20 protein-coding genes and 1 pseudogene are annotated in these 25,703 nt (G+C 39.6%); 15 read left to right on the forward strand and 6 right to left on the reverse strand.

Annotation, left to right across the window (positions count from 1 at the left end; genetic code table 11):
• The first annotated feature begins 35 nt into the window (after nt 1-35).
• Nucleotides 36-1,112 carry a PIN/TRAM domain-containing protein gene (locus tag FCR06_RS05675; protein ID WP_138497877.1) on the forward strand — a complete coding sequence of 359 codons (1,077 nt, stop codon included), beginning with the start codon at nt 36-38 and terminating at the stop codon, nt 1,110-1,112.
• A gap of 67 nt (nt 1,113-1,179) precedes the next feature.
• Here FCR06_RS05675 and FCR06_RS05680 read toward each other — a convergent pair.
• From FCR06_RS05680 to FCR06_RS05690, 3 genes and pseudogenes are all read right to left on the reverse strand, one after another.
• Nucleotides 1,180-1,970 (reverse strand): annotated as a pseudogene (locus FCR06_RS05680) (Rpn family recombination-promoting nuclease/putative transposase).
• Between the two features lie 89 nt (nt 1,971-2,059).
• On the reverse strand, nt 2,060-2,521 hold the full coding sequence (locus tag FCR06_RS05685; RefSeq protein ID WP_138498097.1) for a GNAT family N-acetyltransferase: 462 nt from the start codon (nt 2,519-2,521) through the stop codon (nt 2,060-2,062).
• A gap of 11 nt (nt 2,522-2,532) precedes the next feature.
• The gene (locus FCR06_RS05690) at nt 2,533-2,919 is read right to left on the reverse strand and encodes a VOC family protein (RefSeq protein WP_138497878.1); all 387 of its coding nucleotides are present in this window, start codon (nt 2,917-2,919) and stop codon (nt 2,533-2,535) included.
• 269 nt (nt 2,920-3,188) lie between these two features.
• On the opposite strand from FCR06_RS05690, the gene FCR06_RS05695 reads away from it, so the two are divergent.
• Nucleotides 3,189-4,466, forward strand: coding sequence for an APC family permease (locus tag FCR06_RS05695; protein WP_138497879.1), 1,278 nt, complete (start codon nt 3,189-3,191; stop codon nt 4,464-4,466).
• A 64-nt stretch (nt 4,467-4,530) separates the two neighbouring features.
• Here FCR06_RS05695 and FCR06_RS05700 read toward each other — a convergent pair whose 3' ends face one another.
• Entirely contained in the window at nt 4,531-5,811 is a 1,281-nt protein-coding gene (locus tag FCR06_RS05700; protein ID WP_138497880.1) for a vWA domain-containing protein, read from the reverse strand.
• Nucleotides 5,808-7,064 (reverse strand): vWA domain-containing protein, encoded by a 1,257-nt coding sequence (locus tag FCR06_RS05705; RefSeq protein WP_138497881.1) that lies wholly within the window; start codon nt 7,062-7,064, stop codon nt 5,808-5,810. The genes FCR06_RS05700 and FCR06_RS05705 overlap by 4 nt, the downstream gene beginning before the upstream one ends.
• 232 nt (nt 7,065-7,296) lie before the next feature.
• On the opposite strand from FCR06_RS05705, the gene FCR06_RS05710 reads away from it, so the two are divergent.
• The 7 genes from FCR06_RS05710 (at nt 7,297) to FCR06_RS05740 (ending at nt 15,309) form a co-directional block, all read left to right on the forward strand.
• A complete protein-coding gene (locus tag FCR06_RS05710) occupies nt 7,297-7,959 on the forward strand; it encodes an ATP-dependent Clp protease proteolytic subunit (RefSeq protein ID WP_138497882.1) in 663 nt (220 codons plus the stop codon).
• 102 nt (nt 7,960-8,061) lie between these two features.
• Nucleotides 8,062-8,655 carry an ATP-dependent Clp protease proteolytic subunit gene (locus tag FCR06_RS05715; RefSeq protein ID WP_138497883.1) on the forward strand — a complete coding sequence of 198 codons (594 nt, stop codon included), beginning with the start codon at nt 8,062-8,064 and terminating at the stop codon, nt 8,653-8,655.
• 253 nt (nt 8,656-8,908) lie between these two features.
• Nucleotides 8,909-9,532: a J domain-containing protein gene (locus FCR06_RS05720; protein WP_138497884.1), complete on the forward strand. Its 624-nt coding sequence runs from the start codon at nt 8,909-8,911 to the stop codon at nt 9,530-9,532.
• Nucleotides 9,533-10,067: 535 nt separating this feature from the next.
• Nucleotides 10,068-10,523 carry a hypothetical protein gene (locus tag FCR06_RS05725; RefSeq protein ID WP_138497885.1) on the forward strand — a complete coding sequence of 152 codons (456 nt, stop codon included), beginning with the start codon at nt 10,068-10,070 and terminating at the stop codon, nt 10,521-10,523.
• Nucleotides 10,524-10,730: 207 nt separating this feature from the next.
• A complete protein-coding gene (locus FCR06_RS05730) occupies nt 10,731-11,528 on the forward strand; it encodes a basic amino acid ABC transporter substrate-binding protein (protein ID WP_138497886.1) in 798 nt (265 codons plus the stop codon).
• Nucleotides 11,529-11,795: 267 nt separating this feature from the next.
• Nucleotides 11,796-13,802 carry a serine/threonine phosphatase gene (locus FCR06_RS05735; RefSeq protein ID WP_138497887.1) on the forward strand — a complete coding sequence of 669 codons (2,007 nt, stop codon included), beginning with the start codon at nt 11,796-11,798 and terminating at the stop codon, nt 13,800-13,802.
• Nucleotides 13,803-14,028: 226 nt separating this feature from the next.
• Nucleotides 14,029-15,309: a protein kinase domain-containing protein gene (locus FCR06_RS05740; RefSeq protein ID WP_138497888.1), complete on the forward strand. Its 1,281-nt coding sequence runs from the start codon at nt 14,029-14,031 to the stop codon at nt 15,307-15,309.
• Nucleotides 15,310-15,458: 149 nt separating this feature from the next.
• On the opposite strand, the gene FCR06_RS05745 is transcribed toward FCR06_RS05740, so the two are convergent.
• Nucleotides 15,459-15,677 carry a DUF4327 family protein gene (locus FCR06_RS05745; RefSeq protein WP_138497889.1) on the reverse strand — a complete coding sequence of 73 codons (219 nt, stop codon included), beginning with the start codon at nt 15,675-15,677 and terminating at the stop codon, nt 15,459-15,461.
• A gap of 758 nt (nt 15,678-16,435) precedes the next feature.
• Between FCR06_RS05745 and FCR06_RS05750 the strand changes: the two genes are divergently transcribed.
• From FCR06_RS05750 to FCR06_RS32425, 6 genes are all read left to right on the forward strand, one after another.
• Entirely contained in the window at nt 16,436-16,837 is a 402-nt protein-coding gene (locus FCR06_RS05750) for a tetratricopeptide repeat protein (protein ID WP_138497890.1), read from the forward strand.
• Between the two features lie 147 nt (nt 16,838-16,984).
• Entirely contained in the window at nt 16,985-18,007 is a 1,023-nt protein-coding gene (locus tag FCR06_RS05755) for a methyltransferase, TIGR04325 family (RefSeq protein ID WP_138497891.1), read from the forward strand.
• Nucleotides 18,004-18,987: an NAD-dependent epimerase/dehydratase family protein gene (locus FCR06_RS05760; protein WP_138497892.1), complete on the forward strand. Its 984-nt coding sequence runs from the start codon at nt 18,004-18,006 to the stop codon at nt 18,985-18,987. The genes FCR06_RS05755 and FCR06_RS05760 overlap by 4 nt, the downstream gene beginning before the upstream one ends.
• The gene (locus FCR06_RS05765) at nt 18,984-20,150 is read left to right on the forward strand and encodes a DegT/DnrJ/EryC1/StrS family aminotransferase (RefSeq protein ID WP_138497893.1); all 1,167 of its coding nucleotides are present in this window, start codon (nt 18,984-18,986) and stop codon (nt 20,148-20,150) included. The genes FCR06_RS05760 and FCR06_RS05765 overlap by 4 nt, the downstream gene beginning before the upstream one ends.
• A complete protein-coding gene (locus tag FCR06_RS05770) occupies nt 20,150-22,435 on the forward strand; it encodes an FkbM family methyltransferase (protein WP_138497894.1) in 2,286 nt (761 codons plus the stop codon). The genes FCR06_RS05765 and FCR06_RS05770 overlap by 1 nt, the downstream gene beginning before the upstream one ends.
• Before the next feature lie 71 nt (nt 22,436-22,506).
• On the forward strand, nt 22,507-25,542 hold the full coding sequence (locus FCR06_RS32425; protein WP_189523332.1) for a hypothetical protein: 3,036 nt from the start codon (nt 22,507-22,509) through the stop codon (nt 25,540-25,542).
• Nucleotides 25,543-25,703 lie beyond the last annotated feature (161 nt).

The raw sequence follows: 25,703 nt of genomic DNA on the forward strand, positions 1-25,703 counted from the left end.
ATCGGTTAACACAGTTGCAGGAAAACAAGATAACCATGCTTGACGCCATTATCATTTTCTCATTCATTCTGGCAGCATCGGGAATAGGGTTCTACAGCATAGAACTGCTACCCAATGGCACCTTAGATAAGGTGACAAATCTAGAAGCTTTACGCTTAATTATTGCTGTTTTTGCCGCCATTATTGGTGGTGCGATTGGACTGAGTTTCCAGACGGCATATCGTCGCCTAGAGGCACAAGTCAAAGAAATGCCTCTAGAAGCGATCTTAACTCGTGCGATCGGACTAGTGATTGGGCTATTGCTAGCAAACCTCATGCTGGCGCCGTTATTTTTGTTACCCATCCCGGCAGATTTTGGCTTTATTAAGCCACTGGTAGCAGTTGTCGGTAGTATTATCCTTGCCGTCACTGGCATGAATTTGGCAGATACCCACGGACGAGGCTTATTGCGGTTCATTAATCCCAACCCCGTAGAATCGTTGGTTGTGGAAGGAACGTTAAAACCCGCCAACACCAAAGTTTTAGACACTAGCTGCATTATTGATGGGCGCATTGAAGCACTCCTAGAAACAGGGTTTCTCGAAGGACAAATTATTGTACCGCAGTTTGTTTTGCAGGAACTCCAACAAGTGGCCGATGCAAGCAAAGATCAAAAGCGGGTGCGCGGAAGGCGAGGACTAGAAATTCTCAACCGCATTAAGGAAAATTACCCCGATCGCATCCTGATCAACCCAGTTGACTACGAAGATATTGCCACAGTCGATGCAAAGTTAGTCCGCTTCGCCCAAGAAATCAGCGGTACACTGCTAACCAACGACTACAATTTGTCTAAAGTCGCCAGCGTTCAGAAAGTACCTGTTTTAAATGTGAATGATTTGGTGAACGCGGTTCGTCCCAGTTATTTACCTGGTGACAACCTGGATTTGAAAATTCTCAAAGAAGGTAAAGAACCCAGCCAAGGCATTGGTTACCTGGATGACGGGACAATGGTAGTCGTTGAAGAAGGTAGCAGTTATGTAGGTGCTGAAGTGCGGGTGGTAGTCACTAGTGCTTTACAAACTACAGCAGGAAGGATGATTTTTGCCAAACCCCAAGCTTCTGCATTGGCGTGAGGGAAATGTTCGTTGTAATTAGAATTAAATTGTGCGATCGGTGCAGTCAACCTGCACCGATTATTTGTTAATTAGACTCACTAGACTCACTTGCCTGGAAATACTTTAACTGTTCAATTGCTAACCCTGTCACTGTTGCTATCTGTTCTAATGGCATACCAGTATTAAATAAATTTCTTGCCACTTCAACTAAAGCTTCAGCTTTACCTTCAGCTTTACCTTCGGCTTTACCTTCTTGTAAAATATCTTGATAAATTGGTGACTCGCGCATAATATCTGACCTCAAAACTCGTCTGATAACTTCTTTATCTAATACTAAACCAGCTAAAATTGCCGTAGAAGCAGCAATATTACTTTGAGTTTTTGATTCTGTAATATCGTTAATTTTCCGTGCCACTTCGTTAAGTATAACTTCTGCTCAAGCGAACTACTCAATACCACTAAAGGTAAAAGTCCAGGCGTTCTCAAAAAGACTTCAGTTGGTTCTTCCCAAAGTCTGATAACTCCAAATTCATGGCGTGTTCCAGGAATTATAAATGTATTTTGCTGCACCAAATCTGAGTTTGTCTGCTTGAGGTAAATTACAACTTGATGCATTGCTTTATGTGGAAAGCGCCGATATCCTCGTAACCGATAGTCAATCATCCGAAAGGGAATTTCTGCATTGACTTGAGTTTAAAATTCCAAATGTAATACGCTTTGTTCTGACTGTAGCAAAATTAAGGCATCAGCACGAATAGGTTCGAGAGATAATTCCTTTGGACTTAGTTCGGTTAAAGTAATCGGTTCGCCTAATAACCAAGTGGCGAAGTCGCTGGAAAAATTTTCAGCTAAAAATTTGCAAATATTATCAAACATTTAGTAACTTTAGAAAATAGTATTGGCTTTTTCTACTTTTGCTTTTCGCTACAACAACTGAGTATTTTTTTATTTTCCCTAAAGTAAAGTCATAAATATTTTTCCATTACATAGTTTTTAAACCAAACTCCCCGCCGTTCTACTTGCTGTTCGCTAACTACGCTAAATCCCTTGTTTTGAAAAAATGGCTTTGCAGTAATACTCGCTTCTGTATAAAGCTGTTTAATTCCTTGTGATTTAGCAGTATTTTCTAAATGAGTTAAAAGTTTTGAACCAATACCTTTTCTTTGGTATTTACTATGACAATAAAAACAATCAATATGACCATCTGCTTCTAATTCTCCAAACCCAACTATCTCCCCATTATCTTCAGCGATGTAGGGAAGCTTGGTTTGTAACCTTTTGTGCCAAACTTCATAATCCATATTTTTTGGTGCCCAAGCATCGACTTGTTCTTGGGTGTAGTCACTAATATTAATTTCATGAACTGTATCGTAAAACAATTTCACGATCGCCTTGGTATCAGATAATCTATATTCCCTGATTGACAACATATTGAACCTCAAGTTTCATAAATCTCTAACGGCAAATTATCTGGGTCTTTAAAAAAAGTAAATTTTTTACCTGTAAGTTCGTCTATCCTAATATTTTCTGTTTCAACACCTTGTGAATTTAAATAATCAACAGTTTCCTCGACATCATCAACCTTAAAAGCCAAATGCCTTAAACCACAAGCTTCTGGGCTACTAAATCTTTGGGGAGGATTTGGGAAAGAGAATAACTCTATTTGAGTATTTTCTCCTACTTGTAAATCTAATTTATAAGAATTTCTCTCGGTACGAAAAGTCTCTACAATAATCGCAAAGCCTAAAGTTTCGACATAGAATTTTTTAGAGCGATCGTAGTCCGAACAAATAATAGCTATATGATGAATACCAGTGGTTTTCATGTGTAATTATCAACGTACCAATTATTTACCTGTAGCACTTTTAACAGAGTTTTGCTAGTTTTGACAAGACAAGCTGTATGCAGTAGTAGCTTTTAAATTCCACACTGGTTGATGAGGTTCGTTGACTGTTGACGGTTAACTCTCAACCGTCAACAACCAACACGAAAAGATATGCTGCGTTAATGCACGACAGCCTAACATTATTCAGCTTGATTATCTGCGTACGTGGTCAACTACTATAAGACTATCTATCGCTAAAGAGGTTACAGGTGTCACGCAAAAAAATAGGTTTCTGGTCTGTGTGGGCATTGGGTGTAGGAGGCATTGTTGGTGGACTTTTTCCAGCGCTGGGAGTTGCAATTCAAATAGCTGATACAGGTGCACCACTAGCATTTGCGATTGCCGGGACAATAGCTTTGATAACTACTTATGCTTATGCAAAACTTTCGGTAGCTCATCCATGTCGAGGCGGGACAGTCACCTTCTTAAACCAGGCTTTTGGTTCAGGGCTGTTTAGTGGGACACTGAATCTTCTACTATGGTTTAGCTATGTAGTCATGCTTTCGTTTTACTTGCAGGCTTTTGGTAGTTATGGAGTTAGCCTGTTCGCTGAGTCTACTCAACCTATTTGGAAGCATTTACTGATTAGCTTGGCAATTTTAGGGACAACTGGATTAAATCTACTAACTGCCAATTATGTTGGGAAATCTCAAATCTGGATTGTCAGCTTCAAATTGGGAATTTTGATACTGTTCATTACTATAGGAAGTAGTCATATCGACATCTCCCATCTAGAACCAGTCTCAGTATCGTCGCTACAGTCAATTTTCGCAGGAGCAATGGTAATCTTCTTGTCTTATGAAGGCTTTGAGCTAATCGCCAATGCAGCAGAGGATCTTGTCAATCCTAAGCATACTTTGCCACGAGTTTATTACTCAGTAATTGGGTTCGTTATTTTGCTTTACGTTTTGATAGCACTCGTCACATTAGGAGCAGAACCAATAGAACAGATTTTAGCAGCAAAAGACTATACTTTAGCTGAAGTTGCCAAACCAATTATGGGGCAATTTGGATCTGTTTTGATTACTATTGCTGCTTTGTTATCAACTATCTCAGCTAGTAACGCAACACTCTACGGTTCAGCTCGTTTTAGTTCTATTATTGCTAAATCTAAGGGCTTTGACTCTGGCATCCAAGTAAATGACTCTAACCAATCTTCAATTGGCTTATTTATTACTAGCGGTATTACTCTGATAATTGCCAATTTATTTGACATAAATCGGATCTCAACAATGGGTAGTGCTGGATTTCTGCTGATATTTGCTGCGGTTAATTTAGCTAATGCTCGTATGCATCGTTATACGAAAAGCAAGCAGTGGATTTCACTTCTAGGTGCTGGAATATGTTTAGTGGCACTAGGAATATTAATTTGGTTTGCTTTGCAAACAGATCCACAAACCGTCTGGGTTTTAGTGTTTATGGTAGGAGTAGCCATAGGTATCGAAGTAATCTACTACCTGTCAAACAAGCGACAGCTACACCTTTGAAGAAGCGAGGCTCAACTCTAGGACGACGCATTTGTGTAGTTAATCAGCAACGCTGGATTTTTTACTATTCCTGTAAAACGGTCTTTGACACAATCCTAGTCTTCTTCAAGTCAGCTTCCGAAAGTTGTTCCCCAGCTTGCAGGCGAGTAGCGGAAGTTTGCAATACTGTCGCTGCTCCTTTATCTCCGATTTGTAAGGCGGTTTTGGCAGCTGTTTGTAGCATTGTAGCTGCACCAGTGCGATCACCTTGTTGCAATTTCGCTTCAGCTAACTGGGTTTGGCGATACTTGGCTAATGCTAAAATCGATTGCTGCACCTGAGGATTAGATACTGGTTGATACGCCCTCACCACATCTGCATACACCGGGACGATGGGAGAAAGTAAGMCTTGCTGGTTAACTAAGGGGTCATCATAGCGGATTTGCAGATGCCCAATTACCTGTTTTCCCTGTGGCAACTGTCCTAAATAAATATTAGCTAAAACTATTCTTTCTACATCCTGCATTAAATCTCCCAAACGCACAGCAAAACTACCATCAGCTTCTGGTTCCACTGGCAACTCAATTGTGTCTGGAGAAACTTGGGCAATCGGTTTAAATTCTGCTAGTCGGACATTTGGTACTAAAGAAAACAATAAATAGGCATTGGTTAGCCCTACAGATTGAATGCGTCCAAATAAACGACTAAACTGCTCTACAACTTGTTCGGCACGCTCAATATAAGCTAAAGTACCACCACCGATATCAGCAATTTTTTCTAACAAATCCTGATTCCATTTATTACCAAATCCAAGAGTGCTGATAGTTAAGTTGAGCTTGGCGGCTTTTAGTGCGAGTTCTAAACAACGTTTGTTGTCATCCGGGCCAATATCCCACTTCCAAATCCGCAAACTGCTTTCACCCTGCCCATCCGTCAGTAAAAAGGCTTGGGAAACAGCACCTCTTGTGCCCTTCATCAGTTCTGTAATTCCCAGTTCTAAACCTTCGGCAATTACCGTACCGCCGCTAGCACTCAGTTTCTTTTTAATTTCAGATTTGATACTTTCGGGGTCTTCAATCGCTTGGTTAGGGATAATGACTTCCGCAGAACCCGCAAAAGCCACAACAGAGATGCGATCGCCAACTTTCAATCGGTCGATTAATCCTTCTACTGCTTGAATCACCGTTTTAATTGGTTGTCCATGCATGGAACCACTTTTGTCTAGAATCAAGCAGAGGTTAAGGGGCAGATTTTGGTCAAACTCACTAACGCTCGCCGAAATTGTCATTGCCAATTGACGTTGACTACTAGTTTGAGCCACATCAACATAATTATCATTTAGCGCCGATAGCAATTTAACTTTCATTGGGGAGGGGTATCTTGCAAAACTGTTTTGGAGACAATTCTGGTTTTCTTGCGATCGCTTTCGGATAAATCTTGTCCAGATTGAAGCTGGGTGGCAGAAGTTTGCAACACTGTCGCCGCACTAGTATCTCCCATTTGTAGGGCAGTTTTGGCAGCCGTTTGCAGCATTGTCGCCGCACCAGTGCGATCGCCTTGTTGTAATTTCGTCTCAGCTAACTGAGTTTGGCGATACTTGGCTAATGCCAAAATAGATTGTTGCACCTGGGGATTGGGGTTTGGTTGGTAATCTCCGACTATATTGGCGTAAACTGGGATATTTGGGGTAAATAAACTTGTTTCGTTGGTAGCTGGGTCATCGTAGCGGACTTGGACATTAGCGATCGCTTGTTTCCCTGCTGGTAATTGTCCCAAATAAATATTAGCTAAAATCATCCGTTCTGCATCTTTCATTAAATCTCCTAAGCGCACAGAAAAACGTCCGTCAGATTCTTGTTGCAGTGGTAACTCAATCGTGTCCGGAGAAACTTGGGCGACGGGTTTGAGTTCCGCTAGCCGGACATTGGGCATCAAGGAGAATAGCAGATAAGCATTAGTCAAAGCTACTGCTTGAACGCGACTGAACAAACGGCTAAATTCATCGAGTACGCGATCAGGTTTTTGGATATAAGACAAAGTACCCAAACCAGCATCAGCAATTTTTTCTAAAATATCTTGGTTCCAATTATCACCAAATCCCAAAGTATTTAAAGTCAAATTATAGCTGGCAGCCAATTGGGCAAATTTCAAACAGCGATTATTATCACCATGTTCATTTTCGCCATCGGTTAATAAGAAGGCTTGGGAAACACTATCTTTTTTTCCTTTTGCCAACTCCTCAATCCCCAAGCGCAATCCCTCATCGATCGAAGTCCCACCATCAGCAGCTAGGCGGTTAATTTGCTGTTTAATTTTTTCTGGTTCTTCGATCGCTTGACTAGGGATTAAGACTTTAGCACGATGATTAAAAACTACAATACTCAGGCGATCGCCGGGATTTAATCTATCCACCAGACGATTCGCCGCATTTTTCACCGTTTCTAGCGGTCGACCATTCATCGATCCGCTATGATCGAGAATTAAGCACAAATTCAGTGGCACATTACGGTCTTGAGTTTCGGCGATCGCTGAAATCGAAATTCCCAACTGACGTTGACTGTTCAGTTGATTGGCGTCTAAATGACTATCATTCAAGGCAGGCTGTAAGCTAACCCTCATAACTCAAAGTTCCTATCCGGGATATAGATATTTGTAAATAACTTCAAAGCACTACTTTAGCGCTACGGAAAACCTATCCAATACATTAATATAATCAGAATATCTTAGAAGCCAAACATTGGCAGATGCCAGCCCCCGTTCGGCACTAGGGAGAAATCCACACCTTGAACAGAGTTGGCATCACGCTAGGATGTATTACAGTTAACGGCATAATTTCAGGTGATCAGTTGCTATGGACATTTCCGCCATCAAGGCTGTTCAATCCCCTTATTACGGCGATCGATTTTACCGGAAACCGCCGCCAGATTTACCGTCTCTATTATTAAAAGAGCGAATTGTCTACTTAGGAACTCCTTTAGTTCCCCAAATCACCAAACTGATCATCGCCGAACTCCTGTATTTGCAGTCCGATGACCCAGACAAACCAATTAAAATTTACATCAACTCTACAGGCACTTCTGGTTATAGTGGCGAACCGATTGGCTTTGAAACCGAAGCCTTTGCCATCTATGACACAATGAAATATATCAAGCCTCCGATCCACACCATCTGCATTGGCTCCGCGATGGGTATGGCAGCGATGCTCCTCAGTGCTGGTACAAAAGGTTGCCGTGCTAGCTTACCCCATGCTTCGATTATTCTGCACCAACCTAAGAGTTTCGCCCAAGGTCAAGCAACGGACATCCAAATCCGGGCAAAGGAAGTTTTAGTCAACAAGACAGCAATGATTGACATTCTGTCTCGCAACACTGAACAGGCACCAGAAAAAATTAGCAAAGATATGGATCGTCTATTATATATGACTCCTTATCAAGCTAAAGAATACGGTTTGATTGACCGAGTTTTTGAAAAAGAAGAACTAGCCAATCCCCCATTACCTGCTAGTGTCCTTTAAAAAATGAAGTGAGTCTGATTTGTTGGAATTTCAACTCACTCTACCCACAGGAGTTACCAGGCTTCATCTTTCATATAAATCATTGTAATAACGGAGCAAATTATGCCTATTGGTTACCCTAGCGTTCCCTATCGGTTGCCAGGGGGACAGATGGAAGAATGGGTTCACATTTATACTCGTCTTTCCCTGGAACGAATTATTTTTTTGGGAGAAGAAATTGATGATAAAATTGCCAACGAAATTATAGCCTTCTTACTATATCTGGATTCAGAAGATCCGGGTAAAGATATTTACATATACATCAATTCCCCTGGTGGTATGGTCACCTCTGGGCTGGCAATTTATGACACCATGCAACACATCAAATCAGATGTGGTAACTATATGCACGGGTCTTGCAGCCTCTATGGGGTCTTTTCTTTTAGCAGGTGGAGCCAAAGGTAAACGCCTAGCATTACCTCACTCACGGATTATGATTCACCAACCTTCTGGTGGTACCCGTGGGCAAGCAACTGATATTGAAATTGAAGCTAAAGAGATTCTCCGGATTCGTAACCAGCTAAATCAAATTTATGCTGACAACACTGGTCAAACCATAGCAAAAATAGAAAAAGACATGGATCGTGACTTTTTCATGTCTGCCCAAGAAGCTAAAGAATACGGTTTAATTGACCGTGTGATTGAAGAGAGACCGTAAGAATGAGGAATAGGGAATAGGGAAAGATGTGGTTCGACTTCTCTACGAGACGCTACGCTCACTAACCGGAAGATAAGGGAGAAATAATTCCTAACCCCTAACTCCCGACTTCCCACTCCCTACTCTCCAGTCCCCAAAAAACTGTCAAAATTGAACTTTAAAATAGTAAATTAACCTTTATGATTAAAATCTCAGGCTTTGAGCTTCATAGCTGATAGCCGCTAGCTAAATATTCGATAGCTCATAGCTCAAGATGGATCTTGGAGATTGCTACCGTCTATTGGGTTTAAGGTCAGGAGCCTCTTTTGCTGACATCAAAGCGTCTTATCGACGACTGGCGCAGCAATATCATCCTGATATCAACCCAGATGACAACAAAGCCAAAGATAAATTTATTGCCTTGACAGAGGCTTACAAACTCCTGCTGACGGTAGTACTGCCAGAGGAAACAGCCGCACATGCAAATCAGGTGTCAACATCTGGACGCGATCGCCCCAGGGCAACCTATCGGGAGAAAACACCAGCAACAAAGGTGACAACTCACCCACCGGCGACACCAAAGCCGCCTAATTTGGTGGAAATAGAACAGCGGCTAAAGTGGAAGACTTATGAGCAGTTGCAGCGATTTTTGCAAGAAAGACGATTTCCTCAAGCGATCGCTCTGGCAGAAGCTTTATCAGATCGGTTATCAGGGGATGCAGAAGTCCGCCAATGGCTAGCAGTTGCCTATCAAATTTGGGGACGGGCATTGATTTCTGAAAATCAGCTGCTCAAAGCCAGAATTTATCTCAAAAAAGCCTTGAAGACAGACCCCCACAATAAAAGTTTGTGGTATGAAGTGCAACGAGATTTCCAGCGCTTAGAACAAATTTTTTAAGGATTTAGGAATAACCCTTTCAAAGTAGGTAAAATTTTTAGACAATAATTCTTTTCATCTTTGTGTTATGTATATTTAATAAATTAAATAAAATACTTTCTCAATCATATAGATACGAGGAAGACAGTTGCATAGACGCGTTTCAAACTTCAGGAGCCAGTAGTTGGGGGTTTGTTGACTTGTTCGCGTACCGTCTTTGATACGAGAAGCAACTGGCGTCAAAGTGACCATAGAGAGGAAAGCACAGATTTAAGTGTGAGAACTAAGATTTTATGATTACATCTTGAAACGACTGGTTTTGAGTATAAAACTTTTATTAAAAACCTTGATTCAGAATTATTTTATCAAATAAACGCTTCATTTTCGCTGAATTTATAGTTAAAAAATAGGCTTTTATTTTTATTTTTTCAGAGTAAATAAATAGAGTTAATTACTTTAATTTAATTTTTGTTAAATACTGGAAAAATTTTTTTGCCTACTTACTAGAAACAGTTAATCTAATGAATAAATTTAAAATCTAATTTGAAAACTACTCATGCGAATCAGGACAATCACCAGCGTTGTTGGCCTGCTCGTTTCCACGTCGTTAGCGTTTGCAAGCGACGCTCAGGCTGCGCCGTTCAACAGTCCAGGCTATCCGAATTATACCTACGAAGGTAAATACCCGGAGTCTACGCCCTGCCGTTATAGCCTGTTGCAGACCAAGAAGGCAACTTGGACTGGAAGCACTATCACACTGAAGTACTTTTACAACGGCAAATGTGGTTCATTTGCACGAATCGAGAACGCACCGCCCTACTGCCGAGTCTACCTTGATCGCACCCGAAGTAGTAATCCCAACCCGAGTAGCTGGGACTATGTTGGTGAGACCGTCGATCCGGGCATTAACTTTGCCTACACAAAGGTCGGCAATAACCTCGGTGGTCGCCTCTCCCGCGCGGCCCTAGTCTGCGGCACCGGAACCGTCGTCACCCGCACTAATTGGTACTGAGCCTGACTTTTCTAATTTGTTCCCATGCTCTGGATAGGAGCGTATATTTAGGAGGCTCCGTCTCCACTCATCAGATCCAGGAGACGGCAGCCCACTGATATGTATTTCCAGCCATGCCATGTTCTGCACAAGCACTTTTTACTACTTTGGCACTAATATTTTGTGGCAATTAACACCAAATGAAACTGATACAACAGAATTACTACAGTGAAATTGATTAAGTGCAAGTGGCAACAGCTAATTCTGAGTTTAGGGTGTCTGCTACTGATTCTTGCTTGTAACAGTTTAAAACCCAGTACCAACCAAGATGCTAAATTTCTCAAGGTTGCTACAGATCCTACCTTTATCCCTTTTGAAATCCAAACAGCTAGTGGTAAGTTAGATGGCTTTGATATTGATTTGATGAATGCGATCGCTCAAATTGCAGGTTTTAGAGTTAAGTTTGAAAATCTGCCCTTTGATGGCATGATATCGACTTTGCAAGCCAAAAGAGTTGATGCTGCAATTAGTGGGATTACAATTACCACAGAACGCCTGAAAACAATTGCTTTTTCCCGACCTTATTTTAAAGCCGGACTAGCGATCGCTGTACGCCAAGATAACCACAATATTAAAGACTTCAAAACTCTCCAGGGTCAAAAAATTGCTGTACAAATAGGTTCCACTGGGGCAGATTTTGCTAAAACCATCCCCAACGCCAAAATTAGCACTTTTAATTCTGGACCAGAATTTTTCCAAGACTTGCTCAATGGCAATGTTGATGCTGTGGTTAGCGATGCTTTCGCTACTTTGTATGCGATTAAAAATGGCAAACTCAAAGGCATCAAAGTTGTTGCCGACTTACTCACCCAAGAATACTATGGCATTGCCACACCTAAAGATTCCCCCTACCTAAATACAATTAATAAAGCCATAGCCACTTCGTTATCCAACGGCACTTACAAGCAAATTTATCAAAAATGGTTTAATGCTGAACCTCCACAATTGCCAGAATCTTGGATCTAGGGAATTGTGTACTGGGTATTTGGATATTAAGTATAAAGAATTTTATCCTAGTTCCTAATCCCCAGTCCTTAGTTCCTAGTCGCTAATTGCCAGAATTAACTGCTAATATCTAAAATATTTTATGCGTCAGAATTAATACTGCCACTAAAATTCACTGTTAAAATTACAATCTATTGTAAGTCTACTGTAGTCAGGGGCAGCCAATTGTGGCACCTTGGATCTTAGTGGCTAGAACCACCTTAGAACGGGAATTAAGGAACTTCCACTATGCTGATTTGCCCTCAGTGTAAATTTGAAAACCCTAATGCTAATAAATTTTGTCAAAAATGTGGCACATCCCTGACTCACAGAGTCTGTCCTGAATGCAGTACTGATGTTCCTTTGAATGCACTACGTTGTCACAACTGTGGTACGCAATGTGGAACAGTATTTTGGGCAATTATTGCTCAGCAAGTAACTGGAGATCGGACAAATGGGGAAGCAGGGGAAGCAGGGGAAGTAGGGGAAGTAGGGGAAGTAAATTCTCTGTTATCTCCCTCATCCTCCTCATCCCCCTCATCTTCTTCGCCGCTTAGTCCTGAAATTACATTAGGCTCCTATTTAGATCCTCAGCAGCGCTATCAATTGTTAGACACGTTACCTAGTCTAGAAAATATTACTGAGGTAGAGGCGAGAGTTCTAGATTGTCAGCCGTATCAAATATCACCAATTGAAGCAATATTAGAAAATCAGCGATCAGATCTATTAATGCCATCAGTGGCAGCAGATGCGATTCCTAGCCTTGCTCAAGTTTATATTGCCTTACAATATCAAGGTCAGCCAGGAATACCGCTGATTCACGATGCATGGCAGCAAGATGATATACAGGTACTACTAATCGAAGACCGCTCGGATTGGCAGCTTTTACTTGATTTATGGCAAGAAGAGACAACTAGTTCGTTAAAAATTTTACACTGGTGTTATCAAATGACCCAACTTTGGGTGGCATTGGAACCAGTAAATTGTTGTCAAAGTCTGTTGGAATTGTCGAATTTGCGATTGGATGAAGACCAAACGTTGGCACTACGAAGATTGTATGTGGAATCAGGAAATAGTCAGCTTAGTGCCAACTCATCAGAAGATGGCCAAGCCCAAATATCTGCTATTCCAAAACAACCGTTAACTATCCAAGCTTTGGGACGGATTTGGCAAACACTATTTAGACAGACACAACGCACTCAGTTTGGCTCTGTAGTGCAGATGTTAGGGGATTTAGAGGCAGGTAAAATTGAAATGATCGCCCAGTTGCGATCGCGTTTGCAGGAAATCTCCGTAGAACTGGAAGCACTAGGAAGCGCAACTTTGCCCCCAATAGAGGAGAAACATACTGTTGTGCCTACTATCCTGCAATCAGATGAACCAGAAGATATCATTAGTAAAACTGATGATATGCCAACTGTTGTGCTGGCGATGCAATTAAGTAGCTTGGAAGATGCAGGACGCACAGATGTAGGGCGTCAACGTCACCATAATGAAGACTACTTTGGTATTGAAACTAAAATTGATAAAGTGGAGTTACCCAAAACTCGAATCCTTCAAGGGCATGGTTTGTATATCCTCTGTGATGGTATGGGTGGACACGCTGGTGGTGAAGTAGCCAGCGAGTTGGCAGTCAACACTCTCAGGCAATATTTCCAAGAACACTGGATTGCTAATCAGCTGCCAACAGAAAATACCATTCGTGAGGCAGTTTATTTAGCCAATGAGGCGATTTACAAACTCAATCAACAAGATGCTCGTTCTGGAGTTGGGCGCATGGGTACAACTCTGGTAATGCTGTTAATTCAAGACACTCAAGTAGCAGTTGCTCATGTGGGAGATAGCCGTCTTTATCGCCTGACTCGCAAGCACGGATTAAAACAAGTCACAGTAGATCACGAAGTTGGACAACGGGAAATTACTAGGGGAGTGGAAGCAAGTATAGCTTATGCCCGACCCGATGCCTACCAACTGACCCAAGCCTTAGGACCCCGTGATGAAAACTCGATTAATCCTGATGTGGGCTTTTTCGAGATCAACGAAGACACGCTTCTAGTGTTGGCATCGGACGGTCTATCAGACAATGATTTACTAGAAACCCATTGGCAAACTCACTTAGAACCCTTGCTTAGTTCTGGTGCTAACTTAGAACGCGGCGTCACAGAGTTAATTGATTTAGCCAACCAACACAATGGTCATGACAACATTACTGCTATACTGATTCGGGCAAAAGTGCGCCCAAATCTCGAAAGTTAAAAAAGTGGCTGGGAACTAGGTATTGGGGACTAGGGACTAGGTAGTGATGGGTGGGGACTAGGATAAAATTATTTATACCCAATCCCCATTACCCCTTATCCCCTTCAGGGGCCCCCCACCTTCCCCATTACCCCTTATCCCCTGAAGGGGACCCACCTTCCCCATTACCCCTTATCCCCTTCAGGGGCCCCACCTTCCCCAGTCCTCTTACCTTGTAGGTTGTATTGTGGTTATTCTGACCCTGTTAGAACCGCAACAGAAAACACCGCTCCATCAGTGGTGCTTTGAAAACTCTTCCATCATTCGGATTGGCCGAGCAGCAGACAATCATGTTGTTTTAACTGATAGCTTGGTTTCTCGGCATCATCTAGAACTTAGACAAGTCGATTCTGTCAACAATGGCGGTGATTGGCAACTGATTAGCCAGGGTACAAATGGGACTTTCCTCAATGGTGTCCTAGTGATTCAAAGTCCGCTACTAGATAATTCGCTTTTGCAACTGGCACAGGGAGGCCCAATACTCCAATTCCAAATCCAGGAGGTAACACAACCGGAGGTTTGGTTGCCTTGGCATCAGATGCAAGGGACGGTAGAAAACGTAGCTCCAACAGTCTCTTCAGCAAAAAATCCAGGGATTTTACCTTACACGTGCACCCACGAGGGAAACTCTCCGAACAATCTTTTTTGCATCCACTGCGGTCAACCCCTCTCAGTGCAACAGACGATTCGCCATTATCAGGTGTTGCGAACTCTGGGACAAGGAGGAATGGGTACTACATATCTCGCTTGGGATGCGGCTGGTTTGATTGCAGGTACGCCACAACTGCTGGTGTTGAAGGAAATGAATGCTGATATGGTGAGAATTGCCAAAGCTCAAGAATTATTTGAGCGAGAGGCGTATACTCTTAAATCTCTGAAACATCCTGGAATTCCCAAGTATTATGACTTCTTTGTGGAAGGCGGAAAAAAATACTTGGCAATGGAACTAATCCACGGACAAGATTTAGAGAAATGTATTTTTACCACTGGCCCGGTAACCCCAAGCCAAGCGATCGCTTGGATGATCCAAACCTGCGATATCCTAGACTATCTTCATACCCAAGAGCCTCCGCTGATTCACCGCGATATTAAACCCGCCAATTTAATGGTGCGAAGTTTTCAAAATAGGATAGTGGTGCTGGATTTTGGCGCAGTTAAGGAAATTGGCACAGCGCCCGGTACTCGTATTGGGGCGGAAGGTTACTGCGCTCCCGAACAAGAGCGAGGACAACCTTTGACGCAATCTGATTTGTATGCAATTGGCCCAACGCTGATTTTTCTGCTCACAAGCGAAAACCCCTTCAAGTATTACCGCCAACGAGGACGACACTTCAGGTTTGATGTGGCAAAAGTTCCCACCATTAGTTCGCAATTAAGAGATGTTATTGACCGCGTTACCGAACCATTGCCACGCGATCGCTATCAGACTGCCAAGGAATTAGCTACGGCCCTGGCTGCTTGTCAATAAAGGGACTTGGGACTAGTTACTGACTAGTGGGGATTAAGCACTGAACTATTAGCAGTTAATTGTGGGGACTGCTGACTAGGGATTAGAGACTGGAGACTGAGGACAAGGATTAAATAGTTTTCTAATCCCCAATCCCAACTTCTGAATCCCTACTCTTCATCCCAAGCTTCTACAGCTAACAATTCACTAATTGGGTCTTGCATACTAAAGCCAAAGTCAAGCAGTTCTTGCTTCCAATGCTGCCATTCGTTGCCGTAGAGCAAAGCTATTTTCCAGATACTATCGCTAGGCTTGATAATATTCGATTCTATGAGTGATTGCACGTTACGCTGCAATTTCACCATTGGGTGAATTACTTGCTGAATCATAACCTCGATTGAATTCAGATTTTATTTGGTAAATGCTTAATTAAAACTGCTTTCCATTCTGCAATTGTTGCCGGCTCGTAGAGTGGTGTAATTTGGTAAAGCTAGTCTTAACTCTCTAACTATACCATAACAAACTCTACTAAGTTACTGATAAATTCCTTTTTGTACGGTAATCACCACCAGAATACTCTAATTATGCTATGCACACCTTGAACTTATTGCATAAATTGAGCAAGGGTTAATAGATGAGGGGGATAAAGGGGAAGTTGCACTGCTAGCCTGAGTGAGGACGACTGGGAAAAGTTTATTTATTTTAGTCACAAAAAATAGGTGTGCTTGTCGAATTAGCGATGGAACGCTCAACAGGCTAATTTCAAAGTTTTGACTGAACTGTGAAGTTTGCAATTGAGTAAGAATGTCTGCTGTCTATCTTAATTTAGACGTTATTTACAATATCGCAAACATCTATCATTAGGCAAATTTATAGCAAATCTTCATATAATCTTAATATTTAGGCTAGAAAAAAAACCTGTAGGGTTCCCCTATTTACGTACAGGAAAGTGTTTTGCTTTGAATCTGAAGGGGCAATTCTCTGTGGAATATTGTTTTACCATAAACTTCGGTTGGATTCCAAGCTGGCTTTTGAATTTTGTGTGAAAAATTTTCAGCCAAAATGTTAGTTTCTATTGAACAGGTGGGTATCCTCATAACGGGAGGCTTGCTGATACCTAAGTATTTACCACAGCAATTATTAAGACATGCCAGGGAAGGGGGAAGAATACTTAATTTCCCGCAAAAAGCAGATTGAGCGGCGACAAAGAATTTTAACGATAGTGTCGATAGTGTCGTTTGTTGGTTCTACGGCGTTTGCTGCTATTCCAGCAATCCAACAGGCTATTGAAAGTCCCAAGTCGGCAAGTGCGTCTGTTTCTGCTGAGTCAGCGTTACAGCATCAGGTACGGGGCTACGAGTTGGTTTTACAACGGGAACCAGAAAATCAACTTGCCTTAGAAAAACTATCGTTGTTGCGGTTGCAATTAAAGGATGCTAAAGGTGCGATGGAACTTTTGGAGAAGCTAGTAAAGTTACATCCAGAAAGAGAAGATTACAAAGTTGTATTAGAGCAGATTAAGAAGCAACAAGGAAAGAGCGATAATTAATTCCTCTTTCAGTACCATTTTTAAGTATCTAACTTGAAAAACTCATATTTTTTAGTTGTAAGTATAGATAGATTAAACAGTATTAACTAAATAACAAACATATTTCCAACTAGATAAAAATTAAACATTTAAATAATTATAATTTATATGATTACAATAGAAAATCTAGCCGAAAGTTTTGAACAATATCAGCAATTAGAAAATTATAATTTAGGATTAAATAAATTACAATTATTACGTAATGAAATTGCCAGTAATTGGTTAAATACATCAGAAAATAACCTCAAGAATAACTATTCAGATACTCAAGGAAAATTATATAAGTTTTTATTAAAAAATAATATTAAGAGTGAATTTTTAACAAAAGTAGAACAAGCCTTTGTGGATGAAATAGTCGCAATGCAGTATGAGTGTGTTACACCCCGAGATTGGGAGTATTTACCAAATGGTTGGGCGACTAAAGACTTTCATATAAAAGGCTGGGATGTTGAAAGCATATTGCAAATCCGTCGCCAAAATTTTTGTGAACTTTTGAAACTACTTGAAACTTCTAGTCCATTGACAAATAGCTATTCAGTGCATAACACCTATATAATTTATGCGTATGTTCTGGCTTTAGCTGCACATCAAAAAGATCGCATTTCTATCCTTGATTGGGGCGGAGGTATAGGAAATTATTACCTAATTAGTAAAATACTAATGCCTCATTTAGAAATAGATTATTACTGCAAAGAATTACCTGTTATTTGTAAAGGCGGTCGAGAAGTATTACCACAAGTAAAATTTTTTGATGACGAAGAAGATTGCTTTGAGCAAAGTTATGATTTAGTATTAGCAAGCTCGTCCTTACAATACTCAGAATTTTGGCAGCAAATTGCTAAAAAACTTGCTGCTGTCAGTCGTTCTTATTTGTATATTACTCGGATGCCAATCGTTCATCGAGCAGCATCGTTTGTAGTTGTTCAAAGACCTTATATATATGGATATCATACCGAATATATGGGGTGGTTCCTGAATCGGGAAGAGTTTTTAAATTATGTAATTAATTTACAGATGAAGTTAGTCAGAGAGTTCCTGATTGAAGAAAGATTTGTGGTACACGACGCACCAGAAGCAGGCGAATGTCGTGGGTTTCTTTTTCGTCCACAAATGGATAGTTCAAAAATATGAATAATATTTTTAAAGGGCGTAAGGCTCTGATTACAGGGGGTTTAGGTTTTATCGGCAGTAACTTAGCTCGACGATTAGTGGAACTGGGATCTGAAGTTTCTCTCATTGATAGCTTGATTCCAGAATATGGTGGTAATTTGTTAAATATTGCTGGGTTAAAAGACAAAGTACAAGTTAATATTTCTGATGTGCGGGATCCACATAGTATGCGCTATTTACTAAATGGGCAGAATTACTTATTTAACCTTGCAGGGCAAACCAGCCACTTGGATTCGATGAAAGATCCAGAAACGGATTTAGAAATTAACTGCAGATCGCAACTTGCAATTTTAGAAGCCTGCCGCAAATACAACCCAGAAATTGAAATTGTTTTTGCCAGTACTCGTCAAATATATGGCAAACCTGATTACCTTCCTGTAGATGAAAAGCACCCCCTGCGTCCAGTAGACGTGAACGGTATCAATAAGATGGCGGGTGAGTGGTATCACATTCTCTATAACAATGTCTACAACATTCGTAGTTGTGCATTGCGTTTGACTAATACTTATGGCCCACATATGCGAATCAAAGACACTCGCCAAACCTTTTTAGGCATCTGGATTCGCTGTTTGGTTGAAGGCAAGCCTTTTGAAGTTTGGGACGGAGAGCAGTTGCGAGATTTCACTTATGTAGATGACGCAGTAGATGCTCTTTTGCTAGCGGCTTCTAGTCCAGAAGCTAAGGGTAAAGTTTTTAATTTGGGTGGAGATTGTGCGATTAGCTTAAAGGCATTATCAGACTTGTTAATAAAAATTAATGGCGGTGGAGAGTACTCAGTGCGTTCATTTCCAGCAGAGCGCCAACGGATTGATATTGGAGATTACTATGCCGATTACAGCCTAATTCACTCTGTGCTGGGATGGCAGATAAAAGTGCCTCTGCATGAGGGATTAGCAAAAACCTTAAGTTTTTACCGTCAAAATTTAATGCAATATCTATGATCGTCCAACGCCAAACTCCGATTCACCAAACAGATCCTCAAGCTAGTTATCAAGCCCATCAGTCCGAAATTGATGCCGCTATCCATCAGGTATTAAATAGCGGTTGGTACATACTAGGTCAGCAAGTAGAAGCTTTTGAGCAAGAGTTCGCCTCTTATCTTAATGTTAAAAATGCAATTGGTGTTGCTAATGGTACTGATGCATTAGCAATAGCCTTACGCAGCTTGGGTATTGGAGTAGGTGACGCTGTGATTACTGTATCTCATACAGCTGTGGCCACTGTAGCGGCGATTGAACTGGTTGGAGCTACCCCTGTTTTAGTAGATATCGATCCCCAAACTTACAACCTTGATATCAATTGTCTAGAAGAAACCATTGTCGAGATATTAAATACAAAATCGCCAAAAGCTTTGCTCAAGGCGATTATTCCGGTTCATCTTTATGGTCATCCAGCTAATATTCAAGCGATCACAGAACTAGCCAGACGTTATGAATTGTATGTAGTTGAAGATTGTGCCCAATCTCACGGTGCCGAGTATAAGGGGCGTAAAACTGGCACTTGGGGAGACTTAGCTGCATTTAGTTTTTATCCTACCAAAAATCTAGGTGCTTTAGGTGATGGTGGAGCAGTAGTGACAAACGATCTGAACTTGGCACAAAAAGTACGATCCCTACGGGAATATGGTTGGCATGAGCGATATATCAGCAAAATCCCAGGAATGAATACTCGATTAGATGAACTCCAAGCCACTATTTTACGAGTAAAACTGCGATATCTCGATGGAGAAAACGCCCAACGTCACCAACTAGCTAATACATACAATCAACTACTTGCTACTACATCCTTAGTTTTACCTGAGCAACAGAGTGAAGTAGAGCATGTTTATCATCAGTACGTTGTCCGTAGCCAAAAGCGAGATGATATTAAAGCATTTCTCAAAGAATACGCGATCGGTACACTAATTCACTACCCAGTCCCAGTTCACTTACAGCCAGCCTATCAAAGCCGCGTACTGATAGCCAAACAAGAACTCAACAATACTGAACAAATTAGCCGCGAAATTTTAAGCTTACCAATGCATCCTTATATAAATGCTGAACAAGCTGAATACATCAGTGAAGTCATTGCTCTCTGGCACAACCAGAAACTGGAGACAAATTAATGTACTATTTTTGCACCTACTTCGATCATCGCTACTTACCAAGAGGATTAGCTCTTTATCGTTCTTTAAAAGAGTATTGCCCTGAATTTAAACTTTGGGTTTTATGCTTAAACCAGACTTGCTATAACATTCTTACAGAACTAAATTTACCAGACATTTATTTAATTTCTTTAGAAGATTTGGAAAAACATGATAACCAACTTCTCATAGCCAAGCAAAACCGAACATTAATTGAATATTATTTTACCTGCACCCCAATTTTGCCATTATACATTCTCAATAACTGTTCAGAGGTAAACTTAATTACATATTTAGATGCTGATTTATATTTTTATTCAAGTCCAGCCCCACTTTATCAAGAAATTAGTAATAACTCTATAGCAATTATCGAGCATCGTTTCTCCCCTGAACTACAACACTTAGTCAAGTTTGGTATTTACAATGTGGGTTGGCTTTCTTTCAGACGCGATGATTCTGGATTATCATGCCTACGTTGGTATCGGGAACGTTGTCTTGAATGGTGTTATGACCGAGTAGAAGACAATCGATTTGCCGATCAAAAATACTTGGATGACTGGACTATTCGTTTTGAAAATGTTGTTGTTTTGCAGCATAAAGGAGCTAATGTTGCAAGTTGGAATATCGATCAATACCAAGTCAATGCACACAACAATCATGTGTGGATTGATGAAAAATACCTAATTTTCTATCATTTTCATAGTTTTGATAAAATAAGACCTTGGAACTATTATCTTAACCCAGGTTTTCAGTGCCAACGGATTAGCCATAGTGTGATATTCAGAGATATTTTTGGAGTATATATTCGCACGTTAACAGATGTAACTGCACAAGTATCACCTTTATTTCCTGAAGTCTCTCTGCATAATAGTATTCGAGGCACAACAATTACAGCTGCCAACGATCAATACCAAATTCATTCAGATAGTAAAACTAATAGATATGCACCAATCCAGTTACCTACAAAAGCTGATTTTCTATTAGCTCATGAAAAAGCTGAACAATTGCTAGTGCAAAAATTAGTGCAACCTGGTATGACAGTTTTTGATGTTGGCGCTCACATTGGCAGTTATTCAATTTTGTTAAGCAAACTTGTAGGCAATACAGGCAAAGTATATTCATTTGAGCCAACACCAAACACATTCAAAAAGCTGAAAAATAACCTTGATGCTTATAATTGCATCAACGTCAATGTTTACCAAAGAGTAGTATATTCTGAAAATAAACCAATGGAAATAAATTTATTTTCTGATGAGTACTCATCATGGAATAGTTTAGGTAAGCCTCAAATGATCGATCCAACAACATTATCAAATTATGTACCGCTAGCAAAAAGTATGAAAATAGAAGGTATGACTATTGATACTTTTTGTCAAGAAAATAATATCCAAAATATAGACTTTATCAAAATTGATGTAGAAGGAGCAGAAAGTGATGTTTTACAGGGGGCAATTCAACTATTACAAAAAAAAGCTATTCGCTTTCTCCAGTTTGAAATTTCTCAAAAAATGTTAGAAGGTATGTCTCGGAGAGCAAAAGATACATTTGATATTCTTATAAACCATGATTATGAGTGCCATCAGATAACGGTCAATGGAGAAATAGGTGAAATTGTAACAGACTCACATTCTTTTTATCAAAATTACATTGCTTTTGTTCCTACACAAGAAATACTAAATTTTATTATAAAACAAACCAACTATATAGTTAAATATAGTTATCAATATACATCATCTGCACTAAAAATTATTATTGGTTCTGCTGGAGTTAACCAAACTGGCTGGATCTCTACAGATATTGATAACCTAAATATGCTCCGACCAGAAGATTGGCAAAATATGTTCTCAAAATCGGTAATAGATGTAATTCTTGCCGAACACGTTTGGGAACATTTAACTAAAAATGAGGCTATCATTGCAGCACAAAACTGTTATCTATACCTAAAATCTGGTGGATACATAAGAGTTGCAGTTCCAGATGGTTTTCATCCAAATTCTGAATATATTAGCTGGGTTAAACCAGGAGGAGTAGGTGCTGGTGCCCTAGATCACAAAATTCTCTATAATTATATTTCCTTAAAAGAGATTTTTGAAATAGCAGGTTTTAAAGTCAATTTGCTTGAATATTTTGATGAGCAAGGAGAATTTTATTTTAGAGATTGGAATCCTGATGATGGGATGATACATAGATCGAGCAGGTTTGATGAAAGAAATATAAATGGCAAGCTTAATTACACTTCACTAATATTAGATGCCCAAAAAATATAGCTTTTTTTACTGATTTGCCTAAAAATTGAATTTTAACAAAATAACAAACATTTTCTACTTAAGAGTTATCAATGATTAATTTGGAAATCAAAACCCCTGTCTGCTTAATTGTTTTTAATAGACCTGATACTACTGAAAAAGTATTTCAGACAATTCGCCAAGTAAAACCACCCATACTATTAGTGGTTTCAGACGGGCCTCGAATTGACAAATTAGGTGAGGTAGAAAAGTGTGCTGCTGTCCGTGCAATTATTGACGAAGTAGATTGGGAATGTCAAGTTCTCAAGAACTTTTCTGATGTAAATATGGGACTTAAGCGAAGAGTCTCCACTGGACTAGATTGGGTTTTTAATAACGTTGAAGAAGCGATAATTCTAGAAGATGATTGTTTGCCAGAACCAACTTTTTTTCGTTTTTGTGAAGATTTACTAGAATACTATCGCCATGATAACCGAGTTATGTTAATTACTGGTACTAACTTCCAGTTTGGGCTACAGCAAACGGAATATAGTTACTATTTTTCTCGCTACATAGATTGTTGGGGATGGGCAACTTGGAAGCGAGCATGGCAACATTATGACTTTGAAATGAAACAGTGGCCAGAAATTAGAGAAAATAATTGGCTTTTTGATATACTACAAGACTCTGAAGAAGTAGAGTATTGGACACATGTTTTTCAAAATACTTATGATGGATATATAAACTCTTGGGCTTATCGCTGGAAACTAGCTTGCTGGATTCAGAGTGGTTTAACTATTATTCCCAGTACTAATTTAGTTTCTAATATTGGCTTTAATGCAGATGCTGTTCATACCAAAGATAATAGAAGTCCATTTGCTAACACACCTGTGAAGGCAATGAGTTATCCATTACAACACCCAGAATTTGTAATTCGAGATGCCGAAGCTGATAATTTTACCAAAAAAGTAATGTTTGGTGGGGATACAGCAGAATTAAGAAAAAGACTTGCTCATTGGTGGTCTAATCTTACTGAAGATAATTTAGCGAGTCAATATAACCAAACATATATTACAAATCTTCTCAATAGTAGCATTAAAGATGAAAATTTTATTGCACTTGAAACACTAATTCAAAAGGAATTAATCACACTAATGCATACAAAATATGATGACACTAAGGCAATTCAGCATTTACTAGCTAGTATGCTGTATTGTTATCCATATCAATTACCATTGCAGTATGACCTCACAAAGATTCCTAATTGGCTCCTGGATGATTATTTGAAATTTACCTTCGAGCATCCCTACTTATTTCAAGAAATAGGACAGGTAAATAAATCTGCTCAGTATCTGGAACGATGGGTAAATTATTTACATAATCAAATTTTTAATCAACCAAATTCTGAGTTTTGGCAAACAGTTGCTATAGTGTTTACAAAACAGATTAGTTTTATACCTTTTTATTTAGCACAAGTAAATTTAAAATATCTTTGTGTTAAGCGTGCCGAAATTATGGAGTTTGCCCTAAAATATCAGGGTTATGAAATAGATTATAATTTCCCCCAAAGAATGCCAGGACGAAATAAAATTCGCTTAGGGATACTGACTGAAAGTTTTGGTCTACGTCCAGAAACTTTCACCACTCTACCTCTATATAAATACTTGAATAGAGATATATTTGAAATCGTTATTTATTCTTTCTGGTCTAACGGCCATCGTTTGGAACGTTATTGTTCTGGTCATGCAGATGCTGGAATTCAACTTCCTGCAGATTTAGAAAATCAGGTTAAAACTATCCGAGACGACGACTTAGATATACTCTACATAGCTGACAATATCACCCTAAAAACTACTCAGATTAGTTTCATGGCTTTACATCGGCTGGCAAGAGTCCAGATTGCCGATATTAATTCATTAGTCACAACAGGAATACGCAATGTTGATTATTATATTTCTGGGAAATTGAGTGAGTTAGAAAGGCCAGCAACCCAGCATTATACTGAAAAATTAATGACCTTGAGTGGTTCTGGGATTTGTTGGGATTTTGCCACAGAAGCACAGGGGATTAGTACAACAAGTATCAGCCGTCAAAGTATAGGTATTGATGAAAATGATATTGTCTATATCTGTGCTTCTGGTGCTGACACGATTCTTCCTGAAGTAGAAGCAACTTGGGCAAAAGTTATTGCTAGTGTTCCTAACTCAAAACTGGTACTTTACCTATTTAATCTTAAATTTTCTTCATCCTCCTATCCATTTCAGGCTTTCAAGCAGCGTTTAGCAGCTACCTTTGAAAAATACAATCTGACTGAAGATAGAGTAATAATTCTTGAACCTATTCAAAACCGTACTGAGTTAAAAGCTTGCTTAAAGCTTGCAAATATTTATTTAGATACTTATCCATGTTCTGATAAAACTTCTTTAATTGCCGCTTTGGAAATAGGCTTACCAACTGTAGTGATGGCAGGTGATACTGCTGATTCTAAAGTTAGTTCATCGCTGCTGCAAGAAATTAATATCTTTGATTTAATTGCTGACACAGAAGAATCATATCTTCAGCTAGCAATTACCTTGGGAACGAAACCAGAATTCAGCCAAGATAAAAAGAATCAAATTTATAAGCAAATACAGTTACTCCCTAGATTTCTGGATAGTCGCTCTTACTCTGCTGATATAGAAGTGTTATTACAAAATCTTTTCATTAAGAAGCAGGCTGAGCATCTCAATGAAAATCTTAACTTAAGAGATACTAACTTAATTATTTTTCCAGATTGGAATCAGCTAGAAGATTTATTATGTGAAGAATTAGCAAATGTAATTAAAATGTTGGCGATTCAACCTGAAAGTCAACAAATGACTCTACTAATATATGTCAGTAATATTGATACTGATTATGTCGAACTTTTGCTCTCCACGGTGACTATGAACTTGTTAATAGAAGAAGAATTAGATATCAGCGAAACAATAGAAATTTCCATAATTTTACCCTTGGCTAATATTCAGTGGAAAGTTCTGTTATCTAGCATCTCTGCCAGAATTATTTTAGAACATGAAAACAAAGAAGCTATAGCAGAACTGCCCGTAGAAAATTTGCAATATTTTCAACTCGATACATTTCAGACTAAAGCCTATGTTTTACAAGGTTAAATTCTCCTTTTAATAGTTAAAATCAAAAGTAGGTTGGGTTTCGTTCTTCAACCCAACATTTTCGGAATTTTGTTGCGTTTCACTACGTAAAATTCAACCTGTGTAGGATTAGTTTCTAATCTTAACTGGATGTATTGTGTAGTAAGCTATTAACATCTATA

This window comes from Nostoc sp. PA-18-2419, from assembly GCF_005869855.1.
GTDB lineage: Bacteria > Cyanobacteriota > Cyanobacteriia > Cyanobacteriales > Nostocaceae > Nostoc.

Excerpts from the sequence above, each read along its gene's own strand:
- FCR06_RS05675 (WP_138497877.1), top strand. The coding sequence starts at position 36 with ATGCTTGACGCCATTATCATTTTCTCATTCATTCTGGCAGCATCGGGA.
- FCR06_RS05690 (WP_138497878.1), bottom strand. The coding sequence starts at position 2,919 with ATGAAAACCACTGGTATTCATCATATAGCTATTATTTGTTCGGACTAC.
- FCR06_RS05705 (WP_138497881.1), bottom strand. The coding sequence starts at position 7,064 with ATGAGGGTTAGCTTACAGCCTGCCTTGAATGATAGTCATTTAGACGCC.
- FCR06_RS05710 (WP_138497882.1), top strand. The coding sequence starts at position 7,297 with ATGGACATTTCCGCCATCAAGGCTGTTCAATCCCCTTATTACGGCGAT.
- FCR06_RS05715 (WP_138497883.1), top strand. The coding sequence starts at position 8,062 with ATGCCTATTGGTTACCCTAGCGTTCCCTATCGGTTGCCAGGGGGACAG.
- FCR06_RS05720 (WP_138497884.1), top strand. The coding sequence starts at position 8,909 with ATGGATCTTGGAGATTGCTACCGTCTATTGGGTTTAAGGTCAGGAGCC.
- FCR06_RS05725 (WP_138497885.1), top strand. The coding sequence starts at position 10,068 with ATGCGAATCAGGACAATCACCAGCGTTGTTGGCCTGCTCGTTTCCACG.
- FCR06_RS05735 (WP_138497887.1), top strand. The coding sequence starts at position 11,796 with ATGCTGATTTGCCCTCAGTGTAAATTTGAAAACCCTAATGCTAATAAA.
- FCR06_RS05745 (WP_138497889.1), bottom strand. The coding sequence starts at position 15,677 with ATGATTCAGCAAGTAATTCACCCAATGGTGAAATTGCAGCGTAACGTG.
- FCR06_RS05750 (WP_138497890.1), top strand. The coding sequence starts at position 16,436 with ATGCCAGGGAAGGGGGAAGAATACTTAATTTCCCGCAAAAAGCAGATT.
- FCR06_RS05755 (WP_138497891.1), top strand. The coding sequence starts at position 16,985 with ATGATTACAATAGAAAATCTAGCCGAAAGTTTTGAACAATATCAGCAA.
- FCR06_RS05760 (WP_138497892.1), top strand. The coding sequence starts at position 18,004 with ATGAATAATATTTTTAAAGGGCGTAAGGCTCTGATTACAGGGGGTTTA.
- FCR06_RS05765 (WP_138497893.1), top strand. The coding sequence starts at position 18,984 with ATGATCGTCCAACGCCAAACTCCGATTCACCAAACAGATCCTCAAGCT.
- FCR06_RS05770 (WP_138497894.1), top strand. The coding sequence starts at position 20,150 with ATGTACTATTTTTGCACCTACTTCGATCATCGCTACTTACCAAGAGGA.
- FCR06_RS32425 (WP_189523332.1), top strand. The coding sequence starts at position 22,507 with ATGATTAATTTGGAAATCAAAACCCCTGTCTGCTTAATTGTTTTTAAT.